This is a genomic window from Ruegeria sp. YTSA075 (assembly GCF_059610245.1).
Genome location: NZ_JBXWNG010000001.1, coordinates 118,005 through 140,246 on the forward strand (window position 1 = coordinate 118,005; position 22,242 = coordinate 140,246).

At 57.2% G+C, this 22,242-nt stretch carries 26 protein-coding genes and 1 pseudogene; 11 read left to right on the top strand and 16 right to left on the bottom strand.

Annotation, left to right across the window (positions count from 1 at the left end):
• Positions 1 to 99: 99 nt before the first annotated feature.
• On the bottom strand, positions 100 to 837 hold the full coding sequence (gene ygfZ / locus AC2FGE_RS00625) for a CAF17-like 4Fe-4S cluster assembly/insertion protein YgfZ (protein WP_496817283.1): 738 nt from the start codon (positions 835 to 837) through the stop codon (positions 100 to 102).
• A gap of 73 nt (positions 838 to 910) precedes the next feature.
• On the opposite strand from ygfZ, the gene AC2FGE_RS00630 reads away from it, so the two are divergent.
• Positions 911 to 1,585, top strand: coding sequence for a TIGR04283 family arsenosugar biosynthesis glycosyltransferase (locus tag AC2FGE_RS00630; protein WP_496817284.1), 675 nt, complete (start codon positions 911 to 913; stop codon positions 1,583 to 1,585).
• 7 nt (positions 1,586 to 1,592) lie between these two features.
• On the opposite strand, the pseudogene AC2FGE_RS00635 reads toward AC2FGE_RS00630, so the two are convergent.
• The 4 genes and pseudogenes from AC2FGE_RS00635 to AC2FGE_RS00650 form a co-directional block, all read right to left on the bottom strand.
• Positions 1,593 to 2,339, bottom strand: a pseudogene (locus AC2FGE_RS00635) (hypothetical protein); the annotation flags it as partial.
• Positions 2,340 to 2,631: 292 nt separating this feature from the next.
• Positions 2,632 to 3,363, bottom strand: coding sequence for a hypothetical protein (locus AC2FGE_RS00640; RefSeq protein ID WP_496817285.1), 732 nt, complete (start codon positions 3,361 to 3,363; stop codon positions 2,632 to 2,634).
• Positions 3,364 to 5,322 (bottom strand): DNA topoisomerase IV subunit B, encoded by a 1,959-nt coding sequence (gene parE / locus AC2FGE_RS00645; RefSeq protein ID WP_496817286.1) that lies wholly within the window; start codon positions 5,320 to 5,322, stop codon positions 3,364 to 3,366.
• A gap of 156 nt (positions 5,323 to 5,478) precedes the next feature.
• Positions 5,479 to 6,471, bottom strand: coding sequence for a Hint domain-containing protein (locus AC2FGE_RS00650; RefSeq protein ID WP_496817287.1), 993 nt, complete (start codon positions 6,469 to 6,471; stop codon positions 5,479 to 5,481).
• 168 nt (positions 6,472 to 6,639) lie between these two features.
• Between AC2FGE_RS00650 and AC2FGE_RS00655 the strand changes: the two genes are divergently transcribed.
• The gene (locus AC2FGE_RS00655) at positions 6,640 to 7,248 is read left to right on the top strand and encodes a carboxymuconolactone decarboxylase family protein (protein ID WP_496817288.1); all 609 of its coding nucleotides are present in this window, start codon (positions 6,640 to 6,642) and stop codon (positions 7,246 to 7,248) included.
• Between the two features lie 4 nt (positions 7,249 to 7,252).
• Here AC2FGE_RS00655 and AC2FGE_RS00660 read toward each other — a convergent pair whose 3' ends face one another.
• Positions 7,253 to 8,128, bottom strand: coding sequence for an alpha/beta fold hydrolase (locus tag AC2FGE_RS00660; protein ID WP_496817289.1), 876 nt, complete (start codon positions 8,126 to 8,128; stop codon positions 7,253 to 7,255).
• 123 nt (positions 8,129 to 8,251) lie between these two features.
• Between AC2FGE_RS00660 and ppk2 the strand changes: the two genes are divergently transcribed.
• Together ppk2 and AC2FGE_RS00670 are read left to right on the top strand one after the other, a co-directional pair.
• Positions 8,252 to 9,172: a polyphosphate kinase 2 gene (gene ppk2, locus AC2FGE_RS00665; RefSeq protein ID WP_496817290.1), complete on the top strand. Its 921-nt coding sequence runs from the start codon at positions 8,252 to 8,254 to the stop codon at positions 9,170 to 9,172.
• Between the two features lie 122 nt (positions 9,173 to 9,294).
• Positions 9,295 to 10,659 (top strand): MATE family efflux transporter, encoded by a 1,365-nt coding sequence (locus tag AC2FGE_RS00670; protein ID WP_496817714.1) that lies wholly within the window; start codon positions 9,295 to 9,297, stop codon positions 10,657 to 10,659.
• A gap of 3 nt (positions 10,660 to 10,662) precedes the next feature.
• On the opposite strand, the gene AC2FGE_RS00675 is transcribed toward AC2FGE_RS00670, so the two are convergent.
• Together AC2FGE_RS00675 and AC2FGE_RS00680 are read right to left on the bottom strand one after the other, a co-directional pair.
• Positions 10,663 to 11,064: a hypothetical protein gene (locus tag AC2FGE_RS00675; protein WP_496817291.1), complete on the bottom strand. Its 402-nt coding sequence runs from the start codon at positions 11,062 to 11,064 to the stop codon at positions 10,663 to 10,665.
• Positions 11,065 to 11,076: 12 nt separating this feature from the next.
• Positions 11,077 to 12,279, bottom strand: a complete 1,203-nt coding sequence (locus AC2FGE_RS00680; RefSeq protein ID WP_496817715.1) for a pyridoxal phosphate-dependent aminotransferase — start codon at positions 12,277 to 12,279, stop codon at positions 11,077 to 11,079.
• Between the two features lie 90 nt (positions 12,280 to 12,369).
• Here AC2FGE_RS00680 and AC2FGE_RS00685 point away from each other — a divergent pair, with 90 nt between their 5' ends.
• The 3 genes from AC2FGE_RS00685 (at position 12,370) to AC2FGE_RS00695 (ending at position 13,592) form a co-directional block, all read left to right on the top strand.
• Positions 12,370 to 12,762 (top strand): helix-turn-helix domain-containing protein, encoded by a 393-nt coding sequence (locus AC2FGE_RS00685; protein ID WP_496817292.1) that lies wholly within the window; start codon positions 12,370 to 12,372, stop codon positions 12,760 to 12,762.
• Positions 12,759 to 13,016: a succinate dehydrogenase assembly factor 2 gene (locus tag AC2FGE_RS00690; protein ID WP_496817293.1), complete on the top strand. Its 258-nt coding sequence runs from the start codon at positions 12,759 to 12,761 to the stop codon at positions 13,014 to 13,016. Before AC2FGE_RS00685 ends, AC2FGE_RS00690 begins: the two co-directional genes overlap by 4 nt.
• Positions 13,017 to 13,094: 78 nt before the next feature.
• Positions 13,095 to 13,592, top strand: a complete 498-nt coding sequence (locus AC2FGE_RS00695) for a MarR family winged helix-turn-helix transcriptional regulator (RefSeq protein ID WP_480826752.1) — start codon at positions 13,095 to 13,097, stop codon at positions 13,590 to 13,592.
• On the opposite strand, the gene AC2FGE_RS00700 is transcribed toward AC2FGE_RS00695, so the two are convergent.
• Together AC2FGE_RS00700 and AC2FGE_RS00705 are read right to left on the bottom strand one after the other, a co-directional pair.
• Entirely contained in the window at positions 13,531 to 14,334 is an 804-nt protein-coding gene (locus AC2FGE_RS00700; protein WP_496817294.1) for a DUF1194 domain-containing protein, read from the bottom strand. The two genes, AC2FGE_RS00695 and AC2FGE_RS00700, sit on opposite strands and share 62 nt — an antisense overlap.
• On the bottom strand, positions 14,331 to 14,759 hold the full coding sequence (locus tag AC2FGE_RS00705) for a VOC family protein (RefSeq protein ID WP_496817295.1): 429 nt from the start codon (positions 14,757 to 14,759) through the stop codon (positions 14,331 to 14,333). The genes AC2FGE_RS00700 and AC2FGE_RS00705 overlap by 4 nt, the downstream gene beginning before the upstream one ends.
• Positions 14,760 to 14,935: 176 nt before the next feature.
• Here AC2FGE_RS00705 and thyX point away from each other — a divergent pair, with 176 nt between their 5' ends.
• Both thyX and AC2FGE_RS00715 read left to right on the top strand, forming a co-directional pair.
• Complete coding sequence (gene thyX, locus AC2FGE_RS00710) at positions 14,936 to 15,847, top strand: FAD-dependent thymidylate synthase (RefSeq protein ID WP_480546638.1); 912 nt, start codon at positions 14,936 to 14,938, stop codon at positions 15,845 to 15,847.
• Between the two features lie 56 nt (positions 15,848 to 15,903).
• Positions 15,904 to 16,212 (top strand): hypothetical protein, encoded by a 309-nt coding sequence (locus AC2FGE_RS00715; protein ID WP_480546639.1) that lies wholly within the window; start codon positions 15,904 to 15,906, stop codon positions 16,210 to 16,212.
• Positions 16,213 to 16,297: 85 nt separating this feature from the next.
• On the opposite strand, the gene AC2FGE_RS00720 is transcribed toward AC2FGE_RS00715, so the two are convergent.
• Positions 16,298 to 16,504, bottom strand: a complete 207-nt coding sequence (locus AC2FGE_RS00720) for a cold-shock protein (protein ID WP_008758035.1) — start codon at positions 16,502 to 16,504, stop codon at positions 16,298 to 16,300.
• A 214-nt stretch (positions 16,505 to 16,718) separates the two neighbouring features.
• Here AC2FGE_RS00720 and AC2FGE_RS00725 point away from each other — a divergent pair, with 214 nt between their 5' ends.
• Positions 16,719 to 17,036 (top strand): ArsC/Spx/MgsR family protein, encoded by a 318-nt coding sequence (locus AC2FGE_RS00725; RefSeq protein ID WP_353006252.1) that lies wholly within the window; start codon positions 16,719 to 16,721, stop codon positions 17,034 to 17,036.
• Positions 17,037 to 17,077: 41 nt separating this feature from the next.
• The gene (locus AC2FGE_RS00730) at positions 17,078 to 17,446 is read left to right on the top strand and encodes a hypothetical protein (protein WP_496817296.1); all 369 of its coding nucleotides are present in this window, start codon (positions 17,078 to 17,080) and stop codon (positions 17,444 to 17,446) included.
• 1 nt (position 17,447) lies between these two features.
• Here AC2FGE_RS00730 and AC2FGE_RS00735 read toward each other — a convergent pair whose 3' ends face one another.
• The 5 genes from AC2FGE_RS00735 to thrS form a co-directional block, all read right to left on the bottom strand.
• Positions 17,448 to 17,966, bottom strand: coding sequence for a hypothetical protein (locus AC2FGE_RS00735; protein WP_496817297.1), 519 nt, complete (start codon positions 17,964 to 17,966; stop codon positions 17,448 to 17,450).
• Entirely contained in the window at positions 17,963 to 18,724 is a 762-nt protein-coding gene (locus tag AC2FGE_RS00740) for an HvfC/BufC family peptide modification chaperone (protein ID WP_496817298.1), read from the bottom strand. The genes AC2FGE_RS00735 and AC2FGE_RS00740 overlap by 4 nt, the downstream gene beginning before the upstream one ends.
• On the bottom strand, positions 18,721 to 19,578 hold the full coding sequence (gene bufB, locus AC2FGE_RS00745) for an MNIO family bufferin maturase (protein ID WP_496817299.1): 858 nt from the start codon (positions 19,576 to 19,578) through the stop codon (positions 18,721 to 18,723). Before bufB ends, AC2FGE_RS00740 begins: the two co-directional genes overlap by 4 nt.
• A 72-nt stretch (positions 19,579 to 19,650) precedes the next feature.
• Complete coding sequence (locus AC2FGE_RS00750) at positions 19,651 to 19,953, bottom strand: BufA1 family periplasmic bufferin-type metallophore (protein WP_170530749.1); 303 nt, start codon at positions 19,951 to 19,953, stop codon at positions 19,651 to 19,653.
• Between the two features lie 221 nt (positions 19,954 to 20,174).
• The gene (gene thrS, locus AC2FGE_RS00755; RefSeq protein WP_496817300.1) at positions 20,175 to 22,133 is read right to left on the bottom strand and encodes a threonine--tRNA ligase; all 1,959 of its coding nucleotides are present in this window, start codon (positions 22,131 to 22,133) and stop codon (positions 20,175 to 20,177) included.
• Positions 22,134 to 22,242 lie beyond the last annotated feature (109 nt).

Genomic DNA, 22,242 nt, shown 5'->3' on the forward strand with positions numbered 1-22,242 from the left:
ATGGTTTCGGCGCCCTCAGTTTGGCAGCGGGCGCGCGCAGTTCAAACCTATCGGCAGCGGGTCGCGTACAAGCGTAACGGATCGGCAACAGCGCTTGATCTAGTCGACGCGTGTGATCACGGCGCCCTCGGCGCGCATTTCGCCCTTGGCACGATCAAAGCGCAGATAGGCGATCCCATGCGCCCCGGATTGCGTGAACAGGGTCCCCGCCGGTTTTCCGTCTGCCTTGATCTCGGTTCCTGCTGGCGCGCTGCCTTCGACCCGAACCCGGCACAGCCCTTTGCGCAGCTCGGTCTTGTGTTTCATCCGGGCGGTGACCTCTTGCCCGACATAGCAGCCTTTTTTGAAATCCACGCCGTTCAGGTCTTCGAAACGCGATTCCAGAATATAACTGTCTGGGTGCAGTTCTATCCCGCTTTCGGGAATGCAGAGGCGCACACGGATCGCATCCCAATCGGTCCCGTCATCACCTTCGGGCCTATCGGTGTAAGCGCGCCAGCCCATGTCCACATGGCGCGGATCGGGGAGGGCACCTGCGGGCGCGGGCCCCGTGCCACGCTGGAGGTTCAAGCCCGCGGGCTCAATCGCCACATCGGCGCGCAATTTGTACATGCCCAGCCGTTTTGCCAGCCCATCCCCTAGCGCCTCGGCCACGTCCAACAGCACGGCGTCGCCATCCCGTTTCAGAAAGAAATCGGCCAGGTATTTGCCTTGGGGCGTCAGCAGCGCCGCATAGACCAGCCCTGCGTCCAGCCCGCCGATATCGTTGGTGATCAGGTCCTGCAAAAAGCTCTCGGTATCCGAGCCGATCAGGCGCAGGATGCGGCGATTGGGCATGGCAGGGTCCTCGTCATTTGCTCTGACCTCGTGATATAGGAAATCCTGCTGCCAAGACCAGAGGTTATCAGCTGTGCCCGCGCCGATCAGCATCGTGATCCCGACATTGAATGCAGAACCAACGCTGCCCGCCTGTTTGCAGGCCCTGATGGAAGGCCTGCATGCTGGCCTGATCCGTGAGTTGATCATCAGCGATGGCGGGTCGACCGATCTGACCCTGGACATCGCCGAGGAAGCCGGGGCTGAGCTACTCGACGGACCCGCCTCGCGCGGTGGTCAATTGCAGCGTGGCTGCGCCCTGGCCAAGGGTGATTGGATGCTGATTTTACACGCCGATACCGTGCTGGAACCAGGTTGGACAAAACCTGTGGCGGACCATTTGGCCTTACACTCCCCGGCGGCCTTTCGGTTGTCCTTTCGCGCCAAGGGGTTAGCGCCGCGCTGGGTCGCCGGCTGGGCCAACGTGCGCAGCCGCGTGTTCAGCCTGCCTTATGGGGATCAGGGTTTGCTGGTTCCGCGCGATGTCTACCTGTGCGCCGGGGGCTACAAGGACCAGCCGCTGATGGAGGATGTTGCCCTTGCACGCGCATTGCCGCGGATAACGCTGCTGGAGGCGCGCGTCGTCACGAGTGCCGAGCGTTATGAGCGGACGGGCTGGCTGCGGCGGGGGGCTCGGAACCTGTGGACCCTGATGCGCTATCTTCTTGGGGCTGATCCAAAACGGCTGGCACAGGCGTACCGACGCTGAAGGATGTGCGCAGTTCGACAATAGATTTGCCCAGCCGGAAGGGTGCTGCAAAGCTGACCAGACACAACGCGACGATCTGGAGAACCAGAATATGCGCGTTATCCTGCAGATATTCCCATTCGTCCTTGAGCTTGCCGACCTGCTCGATCAGATCGTCATAGCTCTGGGCAAGGATCAGGTAGTCTCCTGCAATCGCGGGCACTTTGCGGCGCATATTGTCTATGGCGGTCTGCGTGTTGTCATCCAGCGAGGTGAAGACCAGAAACTGATCGATGTCGAACGCATCCGCCTTGGCCGACATCTGCTCCATCTCATCCTTCTCTTGCCGCCCAAAGAGGAAATGCAGACCTTGCAGAGGGGCGACTTCGTTTGTGACCTCGATGAACAGCGGCAGGTCGGCATTGCTGGCGGTGGAGGCCGACAGAAACTCGACCTTTTCGCACAGCACGCTGGTGTCGGGGTCATAGGCCGGATCGCAGAACCGCAACCTGAACCGCGCGGCGTCTCGATCAAAGGCGGATGAGGCCGCATAGGCCACATCGATCTGCCGATCCAGCCGAGAGCTATCGGCCGTATAAAGCCCCGCCAGAACGGCCACCAAAGCACCGATACCGCCCAGCACAACCCAGACCAGATCGGCCAGTTTCCACGCCCGGTGCCCTGCGGGCTTGCGGAACAGAAAGCCGGTTCCGACCAGTCCTAGTACAAAGAACAGGATCAGCAGGGGCAACTGGTTTTCGGTCACAAATGTCATGATGCCAAGTTTAGGCGCTGCACGGCCCCGCGCAACCGGGATCACACGCAGTTGTTGCGTCTTACAGGGGGTGTGTCGGGCGGCGCAATGCGGAGCGGTTGGTGGCGTATCGGTGGTGCCGGGCTGAAGCCCGGCCTACGGGGTCTGGAAGCTTCCCGTGCTATCCGACCAATGCTTGATGCCAAGCATCAAGCACGCGCCCGACCCGCCCCATAGGCGGGCGCGAGGGTTGTGATTGGGTAAGTTGGGTGTTTACACCCATCAAAATCTAAGTTTGAAGAAAGTAAGTTCGTTATGAATCAACAGGTGAAACCGTATAGCTAAATGCGTCACCTTTATCCGACCGAAGTATTTCGAAGTGTTTTTCGAAGGTCTCTTGATCTGCGTCAGTGTAAACGATCGTTGCAGTGATTTTTCCTTCAGGCGGTTCCATTGCTTCGACAGTAACTTGATCGCAGTTTTCTCCATTTTTAAAATGACGGATTGACTTTAATAGGAACAGCTCTTCATCAAAAAAAACACTAATTGAGAACCCAACTACGTCAGCGCCAGTATTGGTAACTGAAATTTGCCACTTTCCCTGACCATTCCCATAGCTAACCTTCGCGCCAAAAATTATGTCAAATACAGGCTGTAAGTTCTTCTTTCGCCTTTCCAGCTCAATGCCGAGTAAGGAACGTTCGTGCTCGAGTGCTTCAGTGGTGACTCTAACCATGTCCTGTTGTGCAATAACCGAGTTCCTTAACTCTTCAGCTTGCAAATTCAGTGCGTCAACACTGTTTTGAAGTTCTCTTCCTTGCTGAAAGAAACCCAACACCAGCCAAAAGATAGCTAGCGGTCCGAAAGCGCCAGCCAGTAAATCGCCAATCTCATTAAGTTTTAGGCTGCCAAGTTCAATCCAACCCAAAAACAAAAATATCGGAATAATGGTGAATAGTGCTATCAGGTAGAGTTTCGTAAATTTTATGCCGAGTTCTTCAAGCTTGGACCCGCGCTGGTCCCGTTTCAATGTTTGCTCTTTCATTCAAACATCCAACTCCTCCACAAACCGCGCGTTCTCCTGAATATACTGGAACCGCAGTTCGGGCTTCTTACCCATCAGGCGCTCGACCAGGTCGCCGGTTTCGCCGGGTTCGTCCTCGTCGATGGTGACCCGGATCAATTTCCGGGACGATGGGTCCATCGTGGTCTCTTTCAGGTCCTTGGCGTCCATTTCCCCCAGACCCTTGAAGCGCGAGACGTCGATCTTGCCTTTGCCACCCAGACCTTTCTCCAACCATTCATCCCGCTCGGCCTCGTCCAGGCAATAGACTCGTTTGGCGCCTTGGGTCAGGCGGTACAGAGGCGGGCAGGCCAGGTACAGGTGGCCCGCGTCGATCATGGGCCGCATCTGGGTGAAGAAGAACGTCATCAGCAGCGCTGCGATATGCGCCCCGTCCACATCCGCGTCGGTCATGATGATGATCTTGTCATAGCGCAGGTCGTCGACGTTGAACTTGGTGCCAAGCCCCACGCCCAAAGCCTGCGTCAGATCGTTGATCTCGGCATTGGTGCCCAGTTTCGAACTGGCCGCACCCAGCACGTTCAGGATCTTGCCGCGTAGGGGCAGCAGGGCCTGTGTTTTGCGGTCCCGGCCCATTTTTGCGGACCCGCCCGCAGAATCGCCCTCGACGATGAATAATTCCGTGCCGTCCCGTGTTGAACTAGAACAGTCCACCAGCTTGCCGGGGAGACGAAGTTTCTTAGTGGCGGACTTGCGTTGTGTTTCCTTCTCGGCCCGTCGGCGCAGGCGTTCCTCTGACCGCAGGATGAGGAAATCCAGAATCGCGCCGGCGGATTTCGTGTCCGCGGCCAGCCAGTTGTCAAAATGGTCGCGGACAGAATTTTCGACCAATCGCTGGGCTTCGACCGTGGCCAGACGGTCCTTGGTCTGGCCCACAAACTCCGGTTCCGAGATAAAGCAGGACACCAAGGCACAGCCGCCGGTGATCAGATCGTCGCGGGTGATCTGACCGGCCTTCTTGTTGTTGATCAACTCACCATAGGCCTTGATCCCCTTGAGGACCGCAGCCCAGAACCCCGCGACATGGGTGCCGCCTTCGGGCGTGGGAACGGTGTTACAGTAAGACTGGATGAACCCGTCGCGCGAGGGCGTCCAGTTGATCGCCCATTCGACCTTGCCGGGGGCGCCGAACTTCTCCTGAAAGTCCACGGTGCCGGCGAAAGGCTGCTCGGCATAGGTGGAGGAGCCGTTCATCGTCTCTTTCAGATAGTCAGAGAGCCCGCCGGGGAAATGGAACGTCGCCTCGGTTGGCGTTTCCCCATCGTCGATGGCGGATTTCCAGCGGATTTCCACGCCTGAGAATAGATAGGCCTTGGATCGGATGGATTTGAACAGCCGCGCCGGTTTGAACTTGTGATGGCCGAAGATGTCGGCGTCGGCATGGAAGGTCACGGTCGTGCCGCGCCGGTTGGGGGCCGCGCCGATTTTCTCCACCGGGCCAAGCGGAACACCGCGTGAGAAGCGCTGTTCGAACAGCGTTTTGTCTCGCGCCACCTGCACGACCATCGAATCCGACAGCGCGTTGACCACGGATGCGCCAACACCATGCAGACCGCCCGAGGTCTGATAGGCCTTGCCCGAGAACTTGCCGCCCGCGTGCAAGGTACACAGGATGACTTCAAGCGCCGATTTGTCAGGAAACTTGGGGTGCGGATCGATCGGAATACCGCGCCCGTTGTCGCGGACGGTCAGGGCGTAATCGGCGTGCAACTCAACCTCGATCCGGTTGGCATGGCCCGCCACGGCCTCGTCCATCGAGTTGTCGAGGATTTCGGCCACCATGTGGTGCAACGCGCGTTCATCGGTACCGCCGATATACATACCGGGGCGTTTTCGGACCGGTTCCAGCCCTTCCAGCACCTCGATCGAGGAGGCGTCATAGGTATTGGTTGCGTCGGGCGTCAACAGATCGTCGGGCATGGGTGCTGCTCTTGTTCTTGAGTTTCCTCCATTATGGCAGGGGATGTGGTTCGGGGGAAGAGGCCCACGAGGTGTTGTGGAGAATTTGCGTGCCTCAATCGCCCTATCGTGCCGTTTCGCGGCAACAGGGTCGCGTGGGATTTGTAAGTGCAACCGCTAGAAGGCGATGGGAACTTCGGTCGGGGCACGAAGTGTTGGCTGTAGCAATTGCACTTCACGCGGTTTCAGAACCGGAAGGACCGTTTCGCCAAATGGCCCATCACGCGACATCAGTTCGGGAAACAGCTCAAAAAGCTCGCGCTTGGTTTCGCGGGCCATTGCGTCCAGACTGGTATCACCGGGAAAAAATGTTTCTGACCAAAGGCCCTCGACCTGCACCAGCTCATGTTGGTCAAACAGGATATGGATGTACTCCACATCCTGATTTGGGGGAACCTGTGTAACAGATTGCCCGTCAACAAGCCCTTTGGCCGGGGCAAGCATCACCCTATCACCAAAATACAGTTGCATCTGGTGTGAGGACACGACGATCCGATGCTGCGGTGAAACCAGCAGATCGCGTGAGGGACATCCCGGCGATAAGCTGTCTTTGGCTATTCGGATCGGGCAAAATCTTGGGGATTGCCTCAACTCAGCCGAGGTGAGGTGCCGCCGACCGATCCAGCGCACAGGGCGGCTGCTGCCATCCGCGACGATCACAGGGTCCCCGGGCCTAAGGGTTTCAATGCGCCGTTCGCCCGATGGAGTCAGAATCAAGGATCCGACCGTAAAGCAGACAAAGGAGGGTAGCGTGTCATAGTCAACGGGCGGAGCAGTGACGATGGTGTTGTTGGTGTTTGCAATCGTATCGCCAACATTTGCATTACCTGAGGTGACGATGATGTATTGCGGGTTCGAAAACTGAAGCAGCGTGAACGTGACGGGTGATCCGCCGACTGTGCCGCTATAGGTCTCAAAGGTCTGAAAATTGGTTGAGTTGCCTCGGAACCCTGGCACGCCCGAAACATCCAGCTGCGGGCCACCATCGGCATCGGGATCTTCTAATGTGTCGTCATTGTCGATGACCGCTACTTGAAACGCGTTCAGGACCGTCACATTGGTCGAGCTTAGCGGGTCGACATTAATTTCAAAGATTGTGACAAATTTCATCTGATCTACTCGCAATGAACAATTTTGATGAAAGTAATTTCCGGATGATACACGAAATAGGTGCAAACGCATAATATGCTGAGTCACAGTGCGTTGATGTGTGATTTCTCTCGATAAGTCAGATATTTACGAATAGCGTTCAGGGGAAAACAATCAGGTAGGTTGCGTATGAGCTGGATTAAAACCGTACCGTTTGAGCAGGCCACAGGGCGGCTGCGAAAACTCTATGACCGGGTGACCGGACCGAACAACAATGTGGACAACATCATGATGGTGCATTCTTTGCGCCCGCATTCGATGGAAGGTCATATGGCCATCTATAAGACCGTGTTGCATCATTCAGGAAACACGGTTCCAAAGTGGTTTCTTGAGGTTTTGGGCGTTTGGGTGAGTTCTCTTAATCGCTGCGGCTATTGCGTGGAACATCATTTCAGCGGTTTGCAGCGGCTGTTGCGCGCCGCGCCGCGCGGGGACGCAATCCGCGCAGCGATTGAGGTAGGGCGTCCTGAAGATGCGCCGTTGGACCCGGCTCAGATTGCTGCGATGCACTATGCCCGGAAATTGACCCAAGCACCGGCGGACATGGTCGAGGCGGATGTGATTGCCCTGCGCGATGCCGGGTGGGAGGATGGTGAAATCCTAGAGATCAATCAGGTCTGTGCCTATTTCTCCTACGCCAACCGGACGGTTTTGGGGTTGGGCTGCTCGACCCAAGGGGATGTTCTGGGGCTGTCGCCAAACAATTCGGATGACCCCGAAGATTGGGGTCATACCTAGGGGTTCAGTCTGCGATCCAATCCCGTATGGCCTGGGCAATACCCTTGGGCCGCTGGTGATGCAGCCAGTGATCTGTGCCAGGAATATCGATGCGGGTCAGGTCAGGGGCAAAAGCCTCAAGCCCGGCCGTGGATTCGGGCAATAACGCTTTATCATCTGCCCCCCAGAGCAACAGATGCGGGCACCGCACTTGTAACCGATCCAAAGGCAGTTCGGGCAGGTCAGTGAGCGGTTTTCCGGGGTCAGCGACCACAAGTGGTGAGGCGCGATACCAGTTCAGCATCGCCTCAAGCCGACCGGGGCGGGCCCATTCTGTGCGATAGTCCTGCATCCGCGCATCAGACAACCAGCCCAGCCCCATGCCGAACCGAAAGAAACGTTCCAGGCGCGCGAAATGGTCTGCGGAATATCGCTGCGCTGCGTCGGGCGCGCGCAGGTCGTTGATATAGGCCGAAGCTTTGGATTGCGCGCCACCCGCCGCCATGGCGCGCTGAAACGGCACAGGGTGGACGCCGTTTGCGATAATCAGTCGGCTGACCAGATCGGGGCGGAACATCGCCAACCCATAGGCCACCGACGCGCCCCAATCGTGGCCCATGACGCATATGGGACCGCCAAGCCGTTCGATCAAAGCCGCCATATCTTTCACCAACTGGGACAAGGTGTAATTGCCGACACCATCGGGGCACCAGCTTTGCCCGTAACCGCGTTGATCTGGGGCGATGCAATGAAAGCGGTGGGCCAGGTGCGGGGCCAGATCGTTCCAAGCCCCGCCGTATTCCGGGAACCCATGTAGCATCAGCAATGGCGGTTTGTCGCTTTCACCCCAGTGACGCAGGAAGAAGGGCTGGCCGTTCAGGTCTGTGAATTCCGTGTCCATTTCTACCCTGATTGTTGAACAGCGATATGATGGGTTTCCCCCACATCTATTTGATGCCGATCAAAGCGCAATTCCGTGCTTTCTGCTAGCCGTGCAGGAACAACGAGGGAAAGGAAACACTGCATGGACGCCGTAACAACAAGCGAAGCAAAGCAATCTTCTGTCAAAATCGTTCCAAAACCCGAGCAGAAGGCGGCTCAACCCAGCCGCGAAAAAATCCGCAAGGCGTTCGAAAGTGGCAGATACCCTTATGGGCACAAGATGGCGCGCAAAAACTATGAGGCTCAGAAGGCTTTGTTGCAGGCGGAACTGCTGAAAGTACAGCTTTGGGCGCAGGAGACGGGGCAGCGGTTCGTGCTGTTGTTCGAAGGGCGCGATGCGGCTGGCAAAGGCGGCACGATCAAGCGCTTCATGGAGCATTTGAACCCGCGGCAGGCGCGCGTTGTGGCATTGAACAAACCCACCTGGGAAGAGAAAGGGCAGTGGTACTATCAACGCTATGTCCAGGAGTTGCCGACGGTCGGGGAAATGGTGTTCTATGATCGGTCCTGGTACAACCGGGCCGGGGTTGAGCGTGTGATGGGGTTTTGCTCGCCCAATGAATATCTGGAATTCATGCGCCAGACACCGGATCTGGAGCGGATGCTGGTCCGGTCGGGTATTCGACTGTACAAATACTGGTTCTCGGTCACTCAAAATGAACAGCAACGCCGGTTCAAAAGCCGTGAAACCGATCCGTTGAAACAGTGGAAATTGTCGCCCATCGACAAGGCCAGCTTGAACAAATGGGATGACTATACCGAGGCGAAAGAGGCGATGTTTTTCTATACCGACACCGCCGATGCGCCCTGGACCATAGTCAAATCGAACGACAAGAAACGTGCGCGATTGAATTGCATGCGCCACTTTCTGGCGTCGCTTGACTACCCGGAGAAAGACGAAGCCATCGTCGGTGAGCCCGACCCTCTGATTGTCGGGCAGGCCCATCATGTGATTCACCAGTCCGAACATATTCTGGGCGCTTCGCTGCATCCCGGCACATGAATTTACAGAATTGAGTTTTGAGGTTGTGAAACCCACAGCCATGCGGCAGCGCATAAGTCTCATGACGATATTTATCTGATCCGCTCTTGCCCCGGCTTCGGGCCGCGCATATGGCTGGTCGGATGAACAAGGTGATGACATATCCGGCCCATTTCAAGGCCATTGCTGTGCTGGGCTTGCCGTTGATCGGCGGGCATCTGGCGCAGTTTGCGATCGGTTTGACCGATACTGTTATGCTGGGCTGGTACGGGGTCGAGGCCCTAGCGGCGGTGACGCTGGCCAGCAGCTATTTCTTTGTTCTGTTCCTGTTCGGGGCCGGGTTTGGTTGGGCTGTGATGCCAATGGTTGCCACTGCGGCAGCCGAAGAGGATGAAACCAGTATCCGTCGCTCGACACGCATGGGGCTGTGGCTATCGCTGCTTTATGCGGCGCTTGTTATGCCGTTGTTGTGGTGGTCCTATCCTATCCTGATTGCTTTGAGGCAAGAGCCGCAAGTGGCGGAAACAGCCGCACAATACCTGCGCGTGGCGGGGTGGGGGCTGTTCCCAGCGTTGCTGGTCATGGTGCTCAAATCCTACCTTGCGGCACTGGAACGCACACAGATTGTCCTGTGGATCACGGTTGTCGCCGCTCTTGTGAATGGCGTGACCAACTATGCCTTGATTTTCGGGAACTGGGGCGCGCCCGAGCTTGGGGTGATGGGCGCGGCCATTGCATCTGTGGTGACGCAGATTGTGTCGCTGGTCGCGGTTGTTGCCTATGCAGTTTATGTCCTGCCCCAATACAACCTGTTTCAGCGCTTCTGGCGCCCGGATTGGGAGATGTTTGGAAGCGTTCTGCGCCTTGGCGTACCGATCGGATTGACAACGCTGGCCGAGGTCACATTGTTCGCCACTTCGGCGGTCATGATGGGATGGCTAGGTCAAGTACCTCTCGCGGCGCATGGGATCGCGTTGAACCTGGCATCGGCCACTTTCATGGTGCATCTGGGTCTATCGAACGCGGCGACCATTCGGGCTGGCAATGCTCTGGGGCGGCGAGATCGGGCACATCTCGAGAAAGGCGCTATCGCAGTGACCATCATGTCACTGGTTATGTCCGTTTTGACGGTGATCCTCTTCCTCACCTGTGCGGAGCCATTGATTTCACTGTTTATGGAATCTGATGACCCGCAGCGTGGCCAGATCCTGGCTATTGGAACTGGGCTGCTCGCCATGGCAGCGCTGTTTCAACTGGTCGATGGTGCTCAGGTCATCGCGCTGGGCCTGCTGCGTGGCTTGCAGGATGCCAAGGTTCCGATGGTCATGGCCGCATTGAGCTATTGGGTCGTTGGCCTGCCATCTTCCTACTATTTTGGTTTTGTCCGAGGCATGGATGGCATTGGCGTGTGGATGGGTCTGGTTCTGGGGCTCGCATGTGCAGCTGTACTGCTGATGGCGCGGTTCTGGATGCGATCCGTGCGTGAAGTGGGCGTTCCGGCTGAGTAACCATCAGTCCTTTTCCAGTCGATCCGCCTTTTTTCGAACCAACACAGATCGCAGATCGTGCATCGCCATCAAAAGCCGGTCGGTGACGTCGTCCAATTGGTCGTCGGTGGCTTTGGATTGAGCCCATTGCGTTGTCACGTTCAGATAATCAACCGCCCGGTGGATATCATCTATGTCACGCCGGGCCAGCAGCGCCTTGCGATCATCCATCCATCGCGCAATCTCAGCCTTGTCGGCATCGGTCAGGCTGCGCTGACCATGCGGCTTGACCTCACCGTTGCGGATGTTGATCACCGCGATCTGGTCCATCTCGATCCGCCGCTGGCGGTTTTCGGTGTCGACCTTGAACACAGCCGCGCCATTCTCGCGGACACGAAAGTAGTATTCAGGCAGTTCCGCTGTCATCAAGGCCTCCGTTCAGATCAGGGCCGCGCAAAAGCGCTGAATGCGGGTGCAGGCCTCTTTCAAGGCCTCATCCGAGGTCGCATAGCTGACCCGGAAATTGGGCGACAGGCCAAAGGCCGCGCCGAACACCACCGCTACGTCGGCCTCTTCCAGAAGAGCCGTTGCAAAAGCTTGGTCGTTTTTTATGACTGTCCCGGCAGGGGTTGTCTTGCCGATCAGCCCCGCGATGGACGGGTACACATAAAAAGCACCTTCCGGGGTGGGGCAGCTGATGCCGTCGATGGCGTTCAGCATATCGACAACCAGATCGCGGCGGCGTTTGAAGGTCACGTTGTTTGGGGCCAGGAAATCCTGCGTGCCGTTCAGCGCCTCGACCGCGGCCCATTGGCTGATTGAACAGGGGTTCGAGGTGGATTGCGACTGTACCTTGCGCATTGCGGCGATCAGCGGCTCGGGCCCGGCGGCGTAGCCGATCCGCCACCCCGTCATGGCATAGGCCTTGGACACGCCGTTGCAGGTCAACGTGCGATCATAAAGCTTGGGCTCGACCTGCGCAGGCGTGCAGAACTCAAACCCGTCATAGGCCAGATGTTCGTACATATCGTCGGTCATCACCCAGACATGGGGATGACGCAGCAGAACATCGGTAAGCTCTTTCAGTTCCGCCTGGCTGTAGCCTGCACCAGTCGGGTTCGACGGAGAGTTGAAGATCAGCCATTTTGTTTTGGGTGTGATCGCGGCCTCAAGCTGATCGGCAGTCAGCTTGAAGTTCGTCTGAATTGAAGTTTCAGCAATCACCGGTGTTCCGCCCGCCAGCAGAACCATATCCGGATAGCTGACCCAGTATGGCGCGGGAATGACAACCTCATCCCCCTTGTTCAGGGTTGCCATCAGCGCGTTGTACAGCGTCTGTTTCCCGCCAGTGCCCACCGAAACCTGTGCCGGAGTGTAGTCGAGCCCGTGATCGCGTTGCATCTTGGCGCAAACGGCCTGTTTCAACTCGGGGATGCCGTCAGGCGCGGTGTATTTAGTCTTGCCCGCCGCAATGGCCGCAACGGCCGCATCCTTGATGTTCTGCGGCGTGTCAAAATCCGGCTCACCCGCGCTCAGGCCGATGATGTCACGCCCGGCGGCCTTCAGCTCGGCCGCCTTGGCTGTCATCGCAATCGTTGGGGAAGGTTTGACGCGGGACAATGTCGCAGACAGGAAACTCATGGCGGCCTCGGTTTGTATGTTCAGCCTGACTGTCATAGGGTGCGCCCGAACGACGATCAAGCGATATGAAACACGGAATTGGAGACCTGAATGAGCGACGAATACGATTGGTTTGGACCAGACGCGGCGACATTTGGGGACCGGTTGGCAGGCGCGCGCGAGGCGGCGGGGATGAACCAGGCAGAGTTGGCCCGTCGTTTGGGTGTCAAGAAATCGACGATTGTTGATTGGGAAAATGACCTGTCTGAACCGCGCGCGAACCGGCTTTCGATGATGGCGGGCATGGTGAATGTATCGATCAAATGGTTGCTGACTGGCGAAGGCGAAGGCATGGACGCGCCCGTAGACGCAGAGAGCAGCAATCTTGATATTGCCGGTGCCGTCGCCGAGCTGCGCGTCATTCGCGGCGAGATGCGCGCCTGTTCGGAACGCGCCGCACGGCTGGAAAAAAAGTTGCGGCTGATGCTGGAATCAGGCCAGTGACCGAGGCGCGCGATATCCGCATCAAACGTATGAAAATGCGGTCGATGCGGCGGGGTATCAAAGAGATGGACCTGATCCTGTCTGCCTATGCTGATCGTAATCTGGACACGATGGATGTGGCGGGTCTGGACCAGTATGACGCCTTGCTGAACGAAAACGATCAGGATCTGTATCAATGGGTGACCGGGCAGGTCCCCCCTCCCGACGCGCTGTCCGACTTGATCGCCGACATCGCTCAGACCTTTCAAAAGTAAGGATAATTCCAGCTTAACTGATTTTTCGGGATTTCGGTTCATCGTGGCGGAAATAACGCGACTGAATCGGAGGGTCGGATGAGTATGGAATTGCAGGTCTCGGCACCGGGCGCCAAAGGGTTCATGAACAGCTACCTTGAGGCGTTGGCACTTGTCGAACGGCTGCACCGGCTGCTTTTGGATGTGATCAAGGATGAGTTTGAGCGGGTCGGTGTGCTGGAAATCAACGCCGTTCAGGCGCTGCTCCTGTTCAATATCGGCGATCATGAAGTGACGGCGGGCGAGCTGAAAAGCCGTGGATACTATCAGGGTAGCAATGTCAGCTACAACCTGAAGAAACTGGTTGAGATGGGGTATATGCACCACCAGAGGTGCGAAATTGACCGTCGATCTGTCCGGGTGCGGCTGACACCACGTGGTCGGGAAATCCGGGATATCGTATCTGAGCTTTTTGCGCGCCATGCAGACGGGTTGCAAAGCCGCGGTGTGTTGGCGCAAGAGGGGATCGAAGATATCACCGGATCACTGCGCCGGGTTGAGCGGTACTGGACGGATCAGATTCGCTATATCTACTGATACGCGACGATTTGTTTTCTGGCGGGTGCGTCAGAACATGTGCCGGGTTAGTCGAAGGAAGATCTCCGAGTTGTAACCCGCTGAGCTCACGTTCCAGCTTTCGGCGCATGGCGCGCTCAAAATCCTCGAACCCCTGCGCTACTTCCAGAAACGCGCCCGGCCCGTGTAAAACATTGTTTTCAAAGAATGGGATCAGGAACAGCTCGCCTTCGAAATCGGCTGCGTTGATGACCAGCCCGTTGACCACGACATCATTGAATGGGAAGTGCCGATAGGCGTTTTGTGGGCCATAGCCGTCATTGTTCGAACCGTCCCCTGACAGGTCAATGGTCTTGAATAGGCAAGGGGGCGCGCGTTCCAACAAGGCGGCGCCAAAGGCCAATGCGTATCCCATCGCAGTGGCGGATTGGGTGTCCGACCGCTTGGACTGGCTGATTTGTGTTGCGGCGGCCAGAACATCGCCACTGTTCTTGATTATCCGCCAGTCCATGATGACATGCTGGACGGACCGTCCACTCCATTCATAGACCGCAAGCGCGACGGGCATTGGCGAGGAAAAGAAGGCGTCATGAACCTCGGGGGCGAGCAGGGCGGCCGCCAGGCCTTGCCGTTGCAGAGCGTCTTCTGCCTCGTCCACCGAAACAGAGATATCCAGCGCCAACGCCAGCGCCAGACGGCAGGGCTCTGCCTGAACAGGGCTGGCCAGGACGGCCAGACCTAATGCTACAAGGGTGCGGATCACCAGTGCCCGGTGCTTTCCATGCTGGCCCAGGGCTCTGCCGGTTCCAGCGCGTCGCCGTTTTGTAGCAACTCGACCGAGATATTGTCAGGCGAACGGACAAAAGCCATGCGCCCGTCACGCGGCGGGCGATTGATGACTACTCCGTTGTCCTGAAGATGTTGGCAAGCCTCGTAGATATTGTCGACGCCGTAAGCGAGGTGCCCGAAGTGGCGACTGTCACTTGGCAATGCGTCATCACCATCCCAATTGTAGGTCAGTTCAATCGGGCGATCCTCTTGCCCCGGAGGCGCCATGAAGATCAACGAAAACCGACCCTGTTCGCTTTCGTATCGGCGGGTTTCTTTCAGGCCCAGAAGTTCATAGAACGCCATGGATTTCTCAAGATCCTTCACGCGAACCATGGTGTGAAGATATGTCAGCGCCATCTTGGCAATCCTTCTTTTTTGAATGAGTTCGCCTCAGCTTAGCGCGCTGCGGGAACGTGTCGAGGGGGTGGGGAACACAATTCCGAAAATCCGCACCTTAGGCCATATCCTGCGGTTCCAGCAGATGATCTGACGATATATAGTGGCAGGCGACTCAGTATCGAAAGGAAGTTTTCATGCCCTTGTCTGCCGACCAACAGGCCGAGATCGAAGCGCAGCGCGCGCAGTCGCATCAAACACGCCGTGTCGTAGCGACGGGGATGGAAGATCACCTGTACACCGCCCACCAGGTGCTGGATCATGGGTTTGTCCGGGTCATCGACTATATGGGCGATGATGCGGCCATCTGTCAGGCGGCGCGGGTGTCTTATGGCAAGGGCACCAAATCGGTTCAGAATGACGAAGGGCTGATCCGCTATCTGATGCGGCACTGGCATTCGACCCCGTTTGAGATGTGTGAAGTCAAGCTGCACGTCAAACTTCCGGTTTTTGTTGCACGCCAGTGGATTCGCCACCGGACTGCAAATGTGAACGAATACTCGGCGCGCTATTCCATTCTGGATCGTGAGTTCTACATCCCTGCGCCCGAACATGTCGCCGCGCAGTCAGAAGTGAACAATCAAGGCCGCGGATCAGCTCTGGAAGGGGAAGAGGCCGCGCGGGTTCTGGAAATGCTCAAGGCGGACAGCACTCGCTGCTACGACAATTATGAGGCGATGATCAGCCAGGACGGGCAGCAGGGGCTGGCGCGTGAATTGGCACGGATGAACTTGCCAGCCAATATCTATACGCAATGGTATTGGAAGGTTGATCTGCACAACCTGTTCCATTTCCTGCGCCTGCGCGCCGATCCACATGCGCAATACGAGATCCGGGTCTATGCCGATGCCATGTGCAAGATCGTGGCCGATTGGGTGCCCTTTGCCTATCGCGCGTTCGAAGATTACCGCCTTGGCGCTGTGAACCTTTCCGCTCAGATGGTCGACAGCCTGCGCCGGATGCTGGCTGGTGAAAGCGTCACTCAGGAAAGTTCAGGCATGACAGCGCGGGAATGGCGTGAGTTCGAGGCCATCATCAAGGAAAACTGATTCAAAAGCATAGCGATTGTCTATACAAACCGTCATGAAACTGTTACTTTGGTTCCATGACCTATGCTTCGTTTTTTTCCGTACTTGGTCTGGTGTCGGCGCTGGCCGGACCGGCTGTTGCCAAAAACCCAATTGCCGAGGTTCTGTGTGAACCAACGCAAAGATTGCATGACAAGTTGCAGGCTCAATTTCGCTCTGCCCGTATTGCAACGGGCATGCGCGGGCCTGAACAGATCATGGAGGTCTGGAGTAGTGATCGGGGCGACTGGACCATGGTTGTGACCTATGCCACCGGCACATCCTGCATCGTTGCGATGGGACAAGACTGGTATTCGCATGCTGAGGATAAGCCAGCACGGGGATAGGGCAGTTGCCAGATAGGGGGCGGGTGACGGCCGGAAATTGGCCGTCATCCTTAATTGGAAAACCCCGCGCGGGGCGGGGGCGTCGTTACAACGGTTTCAAATCAGCTGCCATCTGGCGGCCGTCACGTCCGTCCTGCAACTCATACGAGACTTTCTGATTGTCTGCGAGTCCGGTCAGTCCGGACCGTTCTACGGCCGAGATATGCACAAACACATCTTTGCCCCCTTCGTCAGGGGCAATAAACCCATAGCCTTTGGTGGTATTGAACCATTTCACGGTGCCAGTTGGCATCTCCCGTGTCTCCTTCTACTTTCGCATTGTCCCACAAATTGGTGGGGCCGTGGTTGGCAGAACCGCAATAACAGGCTGTTTCCAATGCTGACGACAGCCGATTTTGCATGTTTCACCTTTTTCAACATTGCACGGTGAAGTAAAAAATCAAGAATAACCGCTGGAAACCGGCTGGTTCGCCTAAAATTGAAACAATCACCGAAGCAGGACAAACATGCGTCTTTATGGGCTAAAAAATTGTGACACGTGCCGCAAGGCCTTGAAATCGCTTCCTAATGCTGAGTTTGTGGATGTGCGCGCAGATGGCGTTCCGGAAAATCTGCTGTCGCAGGCTCTTGCCACGTTCGGCGAGGCTTTGCTCAACACCCGTTCGACAACCTGGCGTGGTTTGGAGGATGCGCAGCGGTCTCGCCCCGCAATGGAGTTGTTGAAAGAACATCCGACCCTGATGAAACGTCCACTGATTGAAAAAGATGGCTCGTTGACGTTGGGTTGGACAGCTGAAACGCGGTCAACGCTTGGCGTCGCCTGATCGGATGCTTATCTGATCTGACGCAACTGCGAGGATAGTTTATGCGAAACGCCGCAATGATTTTAGGTGTCATCGCCGGTTTGATCGGGATGATTGTTGGGTTCTTTGGGTATGGGTATGTCGAGGCGATCAAGCATTTCGGGGATATTGATGGCATCGCCGAGCAGGTCGATAACCCCGGTTTGATTCAAACGGCCTCGATCGTTGCGCCATTGCTGGCGATCGCAGGGGGCGCGATGGCCCATGCGCGTGCTCTGGTCGCGGGTGTCTTGCTGTTGGTGTCTGCGGCGGGGATGTACTACGCGTTTGGGTTTGGTGTCTTCACCATGTTCCCGATTGCGTTTGCGGGCGTTGCCGGGGTGCTTGGGCTCGCCGCTGGAAAACCGGACGAACCCAAGGCGCATTTCTAGCTCATTTCAGCTTCAACAGGCGATCCAGAGACAGGGGGCCCGCGCCATTGAGCACGATCACCAGGAACAGGAAGGTCCACAAAACTCGCTGGTCCAGAATGTCCGGGGCCGCGTTGAACAGACTGCCCAGTTTCACGCCATGGCCTGTTACATCGACCAGAGTCTGAACCCAGACAAAGCCGATCATGCCCAGAGCAGCCAGACGCGTGAGCAGGCCGACCAGCAACAAGGCGGGCAGAACAAACTCGGCCACGGTGCCAAGGAAAACCACGATACGCTGAAACAAGGTCATCTGCGTGACGTCCCACAAAACAGCCTCGGCCGCTTTGGGGAATATTTGTCCAAATGCTCCGCTGGACGGTGAAAAGATTGACCCATCGATCTTTAGCATGGCCGAATTCCAATAGTAGACCAGCAGCACCGCGATAAAGACCAGCCGCGCAAGCGTGGGTGTGAGCCAGCCAGACGCATGGTCCGCCTTACCCAGAACGTTGTTGTGGATTGAGATCAGGGCAGTCATGTTTCCAGCCTTTCGATAATCACAGAAGTTATGGCAGCGCCTTGCAACAGCAACGCCAGTGTGGGTCCAAGATCAAAGTCCAGAGTGTCAGCGGCGGCTCTTTCGAAGGCTTCGCCGATGGTGTCCCCAGATTGTAAGTAGGCGATCCAATCCGCGCCGCCCTGTGGCAGCAGGTGAGGGGCAGGATCGTATTCAGGGCGGGTGATCAGCACATCCTCGACCCCGGTTGAGGGCTTGGGCGCGTCAGCCTCAGTGTTGAAACGCCAGATCGCATGAATGGGCCAATCCGACCGGATGACCTGCATTGAAGGCGCGAATTCCAACCGGGCGCGCATGATTTCTTCGGGCGAAACGGCCAGTGCATCTGCCGGGGCAGGTCGGCTGTCTGCGGCGTGGTAGGACTGGCGCAGCGCCAATTCCAGTCGGGCTACATCCGGCAGGTAGGCCAGATGAGACAGTTGTGGCATGTTGGCCAGAAAGTCGGGAAACGCCTCACCGTAAAACATCATCAAGGGCGAGGTTGGGGGGTGCTGTCGCAGAAAGATGCCGGACAGCCCGTCCATGTTTTTGGTGCCCAGCAGCTTGGTGATGACAGGAAATGCCTGATGCATCGCCTCGGTCAGAGAAACTGCGACATTATTGCGATAGACGCTGAACCGGCGGCCCGCAGGTTGATCGTCCGCATCCGTTAATCCGTCCGGAATTGGCGCTTTGGCATCCAGCAGGGCCGCATGAAATTCCGTTTGGGTAACGCTCATGCGGGGACTCGTTCCAATGCGGATTGCGCGCGTTCCGCTTCGGCGCGCAGAACGGGCCAATCGGGGACATCTGTATCCCATTCAACCAACACGGGCTTGGGCCCTGACCGTTCCAGCACATAGTCCAGCAGCGCCCAAACCGGGTCCACAACCTCGCGCCCATGGCTGTCGATCAGCAGGGGATGGCCATGGTCATCTTCATCCTCATCATGCCCGCCAAGGTGAATTTCGCCCACTTGATCTAGTGGATAAGCGTCGATGTAACCCTGGGGTGAGAAATCCAGATTGGTGGCCGAGACAAAGACGTTGTTCACGTCCAGCAACAGGCCACAGCCTGTACGCTTGGCGATCTCGCGCAGGAAATCGGGTTCCGACCATGTGCTTTCTTCGAACGCCAGATAGCTGGAGGGATTCTCAAGTAGCATCTGACGACCGACTGTCTCTTGCACCTGATCAATATGTGCGCAAACCCGTGCCAGTGTTGCATCCGTATAGGGCAGGGGCAGCAGGTCGTTGAAGAAATGGCTGTCATGGGTTGACCAGGCCAGATGTTCCGAGAAACTGGCGGGATTCAGCCAGCCGACAAGGTGTTTCAGCCGCGTCAGGTGATCTGGGTCCAGCGCGCCTTCGCCGCCGATGGACAGGCCAACACCGTGGACCGAGATTGGAAACTGTTCAGACAGATGGCGCAGTTGCGCCAATGGGCGGCCCCCATCCCCCATGTAGTTTTCGGCATGAACTTCAAGCCAGGCGACGGGTTGGGCGTGCTCCAGTATTTGGGCAAAATGCTGTGGTTTGTAGCCAACACCCGGCGCTGCGGGCAGACGATTGGATCTGAGGGCATCATCCAGCATTTGCACGCTCCTTCTGATCAAAGGAAAGGGCGGGCGAAGGTGCCCGCCCCCTTGAAGTTGTTTGCTCGACGCTTATGCAGGCAGGTCGCGCTTCAGCTCTTCCAGCGAACCTTTGCGCGGTGTGCCGTCTGCCTCTGCAGGCAGTTCGATATCGCCGCAGGTGCCAGCGTCAACCAGGGTCCAGGCGTTGCCCTGATAATCAACGGTTGAGGTGCCCGCACATGTGGTGCCGGGGCCTGCTGCACAATCGTTCTGACCGGCCAGCGAAACGCCATAGCACTTTTCTTTGGCTTGGGCGGTTGCTGTGGTTGCTGCGCCCGATACGGCGGCTGCGACTGCGGTTGCGATAACCAGGGACTTTGCTGTGTTCGACATCTCGGAAATCCTCTTGATGACTGGGTATGTCTGCTTGTGACAATGACAAAGGTAAGGGCAAGTTGGCTATTGTTAAATTCACGAGCCCGTGTCTCACAAGCGCGTCAGGGCGCGGGGTGCGCCCTTGTAAGGTAATCTACTGTTTTTGAAGGGAAAAGGATAGAGTGTTTCAATCCGACCCCAGTTCCGGGGTCGGATTTCCGGCGATATGGTGCCGAATGTTACAGCAGGTCGGGTGGGGTCGCTGCCTGTGACAGCTCATTTGTTACAGCCTCAAGCGGCTGAACCTGCGTTTGTTTTTCGCCAAGGCGTCGCACGCTGACGGTGCGGTCTTCGACCTCACGATGACCAACGGCCAGGATCACCGGTACTTTGGCCAGCGAATGTTCGCGGACCTTGTAGTTGATCTTTTCATTGCGGATATCGGATTCGGCCCGCACACCCGCAGCTCTCAGCGCTTCGACGACCTCCATCACATAGTCATCCGCGTCTGAGGTGATCGACGCGACTGTGACCTGACGCGGGGCCAGCCAGAAGGGCAGCTTGCCTGCGTGTTCTTCGATCAGGATGCCGATAAAGCGTTCGAACGATCCCAATGTCGCGCGGTGCAGCATAACGGGGCGGTGTTTGCCTCCGTCTGCGCCGATATAGGTGGCGTCCAGCCGCTCGGGCAGAACGAAATCAACCTGATGTGTACCGCATTGCCAGTCGCGACCGATTGCGTCGGTCAGAACAAACTCTAGCTTTGGGCCATAAAACGCACCTTCACCGGGGTTGAGTTCCGGTTCGATCCCGGCGGCACGTGTCGCGCTAAGCAGGGCGGCTTCGGCCTTGTCCCAAACTTCATCCGAGCCAGACCGCTTTTCGGGACGATCCGAGAACTTGACCGAGAAATTCTCGAACCCAAGATCCTTGTAAATCTGCGACAGGAAGCGAATGAACTCGGCGGTTTCAGATTCGATCTGGTCTTCGGTGCAGAAGATGTGACCGTCATCCTGCGTGAAGCCGCGCACGCGCATGATACCATGCAGGGCACCTGACGGTTCATACCGGTTGCACGATCCGAATTCTGCCATGCGCAGGGGCAGATCGCGGTAGGACTTCAGTCCCTGGTTGAAAATCTGCACATGGCAGGGGCAGTTCATCGGTTTCAGGGCGTTGACGGCCTTTTCACGCGCATGTTCCTCGTCCACTTCGACGATGAACATATTTTCCTGATACTTGTCCCAGTGGCCTGAGGCTTCCCAAAGCTTGCGGTCAACGACCTGTGGTGTGTTGACCTCGACATAACCACCGCTGCGCTGCTGACGACGCATATAATCCTGTAGCTGTGTGTAGATTGTCCAGCCGTTGGGATGCCAGAAAATCTGGCCGGGGGCCTCTTCCTGCATATGGAACAAGTCCATCTCGCGGCCCAGCTTGCGGTGGTCGCGTTTTGCCGCCTCTTCCAACATATGCAGGTGAGCTTTCAGCTTTTCCTTGCCGGTGAAGGCCGCGCCATAGATGCGCTGTAGCATCTGGCGTGAACTGTCGCCGCGCCAATAGGCACCGGCGATGGACATCAGTTTGAACGCGTCACCCGGCACCTGACCGGTATGCTGCAAATGCGGGCCGCGGCACAGGTCCTGCCAGTCGCCGTGCCAGTACATGCGCAGCGGCTCATCCCCGGGGATGGAGTCGATCAGCTCGACCTTATAGGGCTCATTATTCTGGGTGTAGAAATCGATCGCGCGCTGACGGTCCCAGACCTCGGTGGTCACGGGGTCGCGCTTATTGATGATTTCCTTCATCTTCTTTTCGATGAGGCCGAGGTCTTCGGGTGTGAAGGGCTCGGCGCGGTCGAAGTCATAGTACCAGCCGTTATCGATCACGGGGCCGATGGTGACCTTGGTGTCGGGCCAGATCTCTTGCACGGCGCGGGCCATGATATGGGCCAGATCGTGGCGGATCAGCTCATTGGCTTGTGCCTCATCCTTCATGGTGTGGATGGCGATCTGTGCATCCGCTTCGATGGGCCATTGCAGATCCCAGTGCTGACCATCGACGGTGGCCGAGATCGCTTTCTTAGCCAAAGAAGTCGAGATATCGGCCGCCACCTGCGCGGGCGTGACGCCAGCGTCATAGGAACGTGCATTGCCATCAGGGAAGGTGAGTGAGACGGATTTTGAATCCAAGGCCATGGTCTGGCTCTCCTCGTCGGTTTGGCGCCCACTGAACGCCCGGTTGCGGGTTATGGTGTTCCGGCTATGTGCTATTGGCGTGGCGTGATGTCAACCGCTTTGAAGGCAA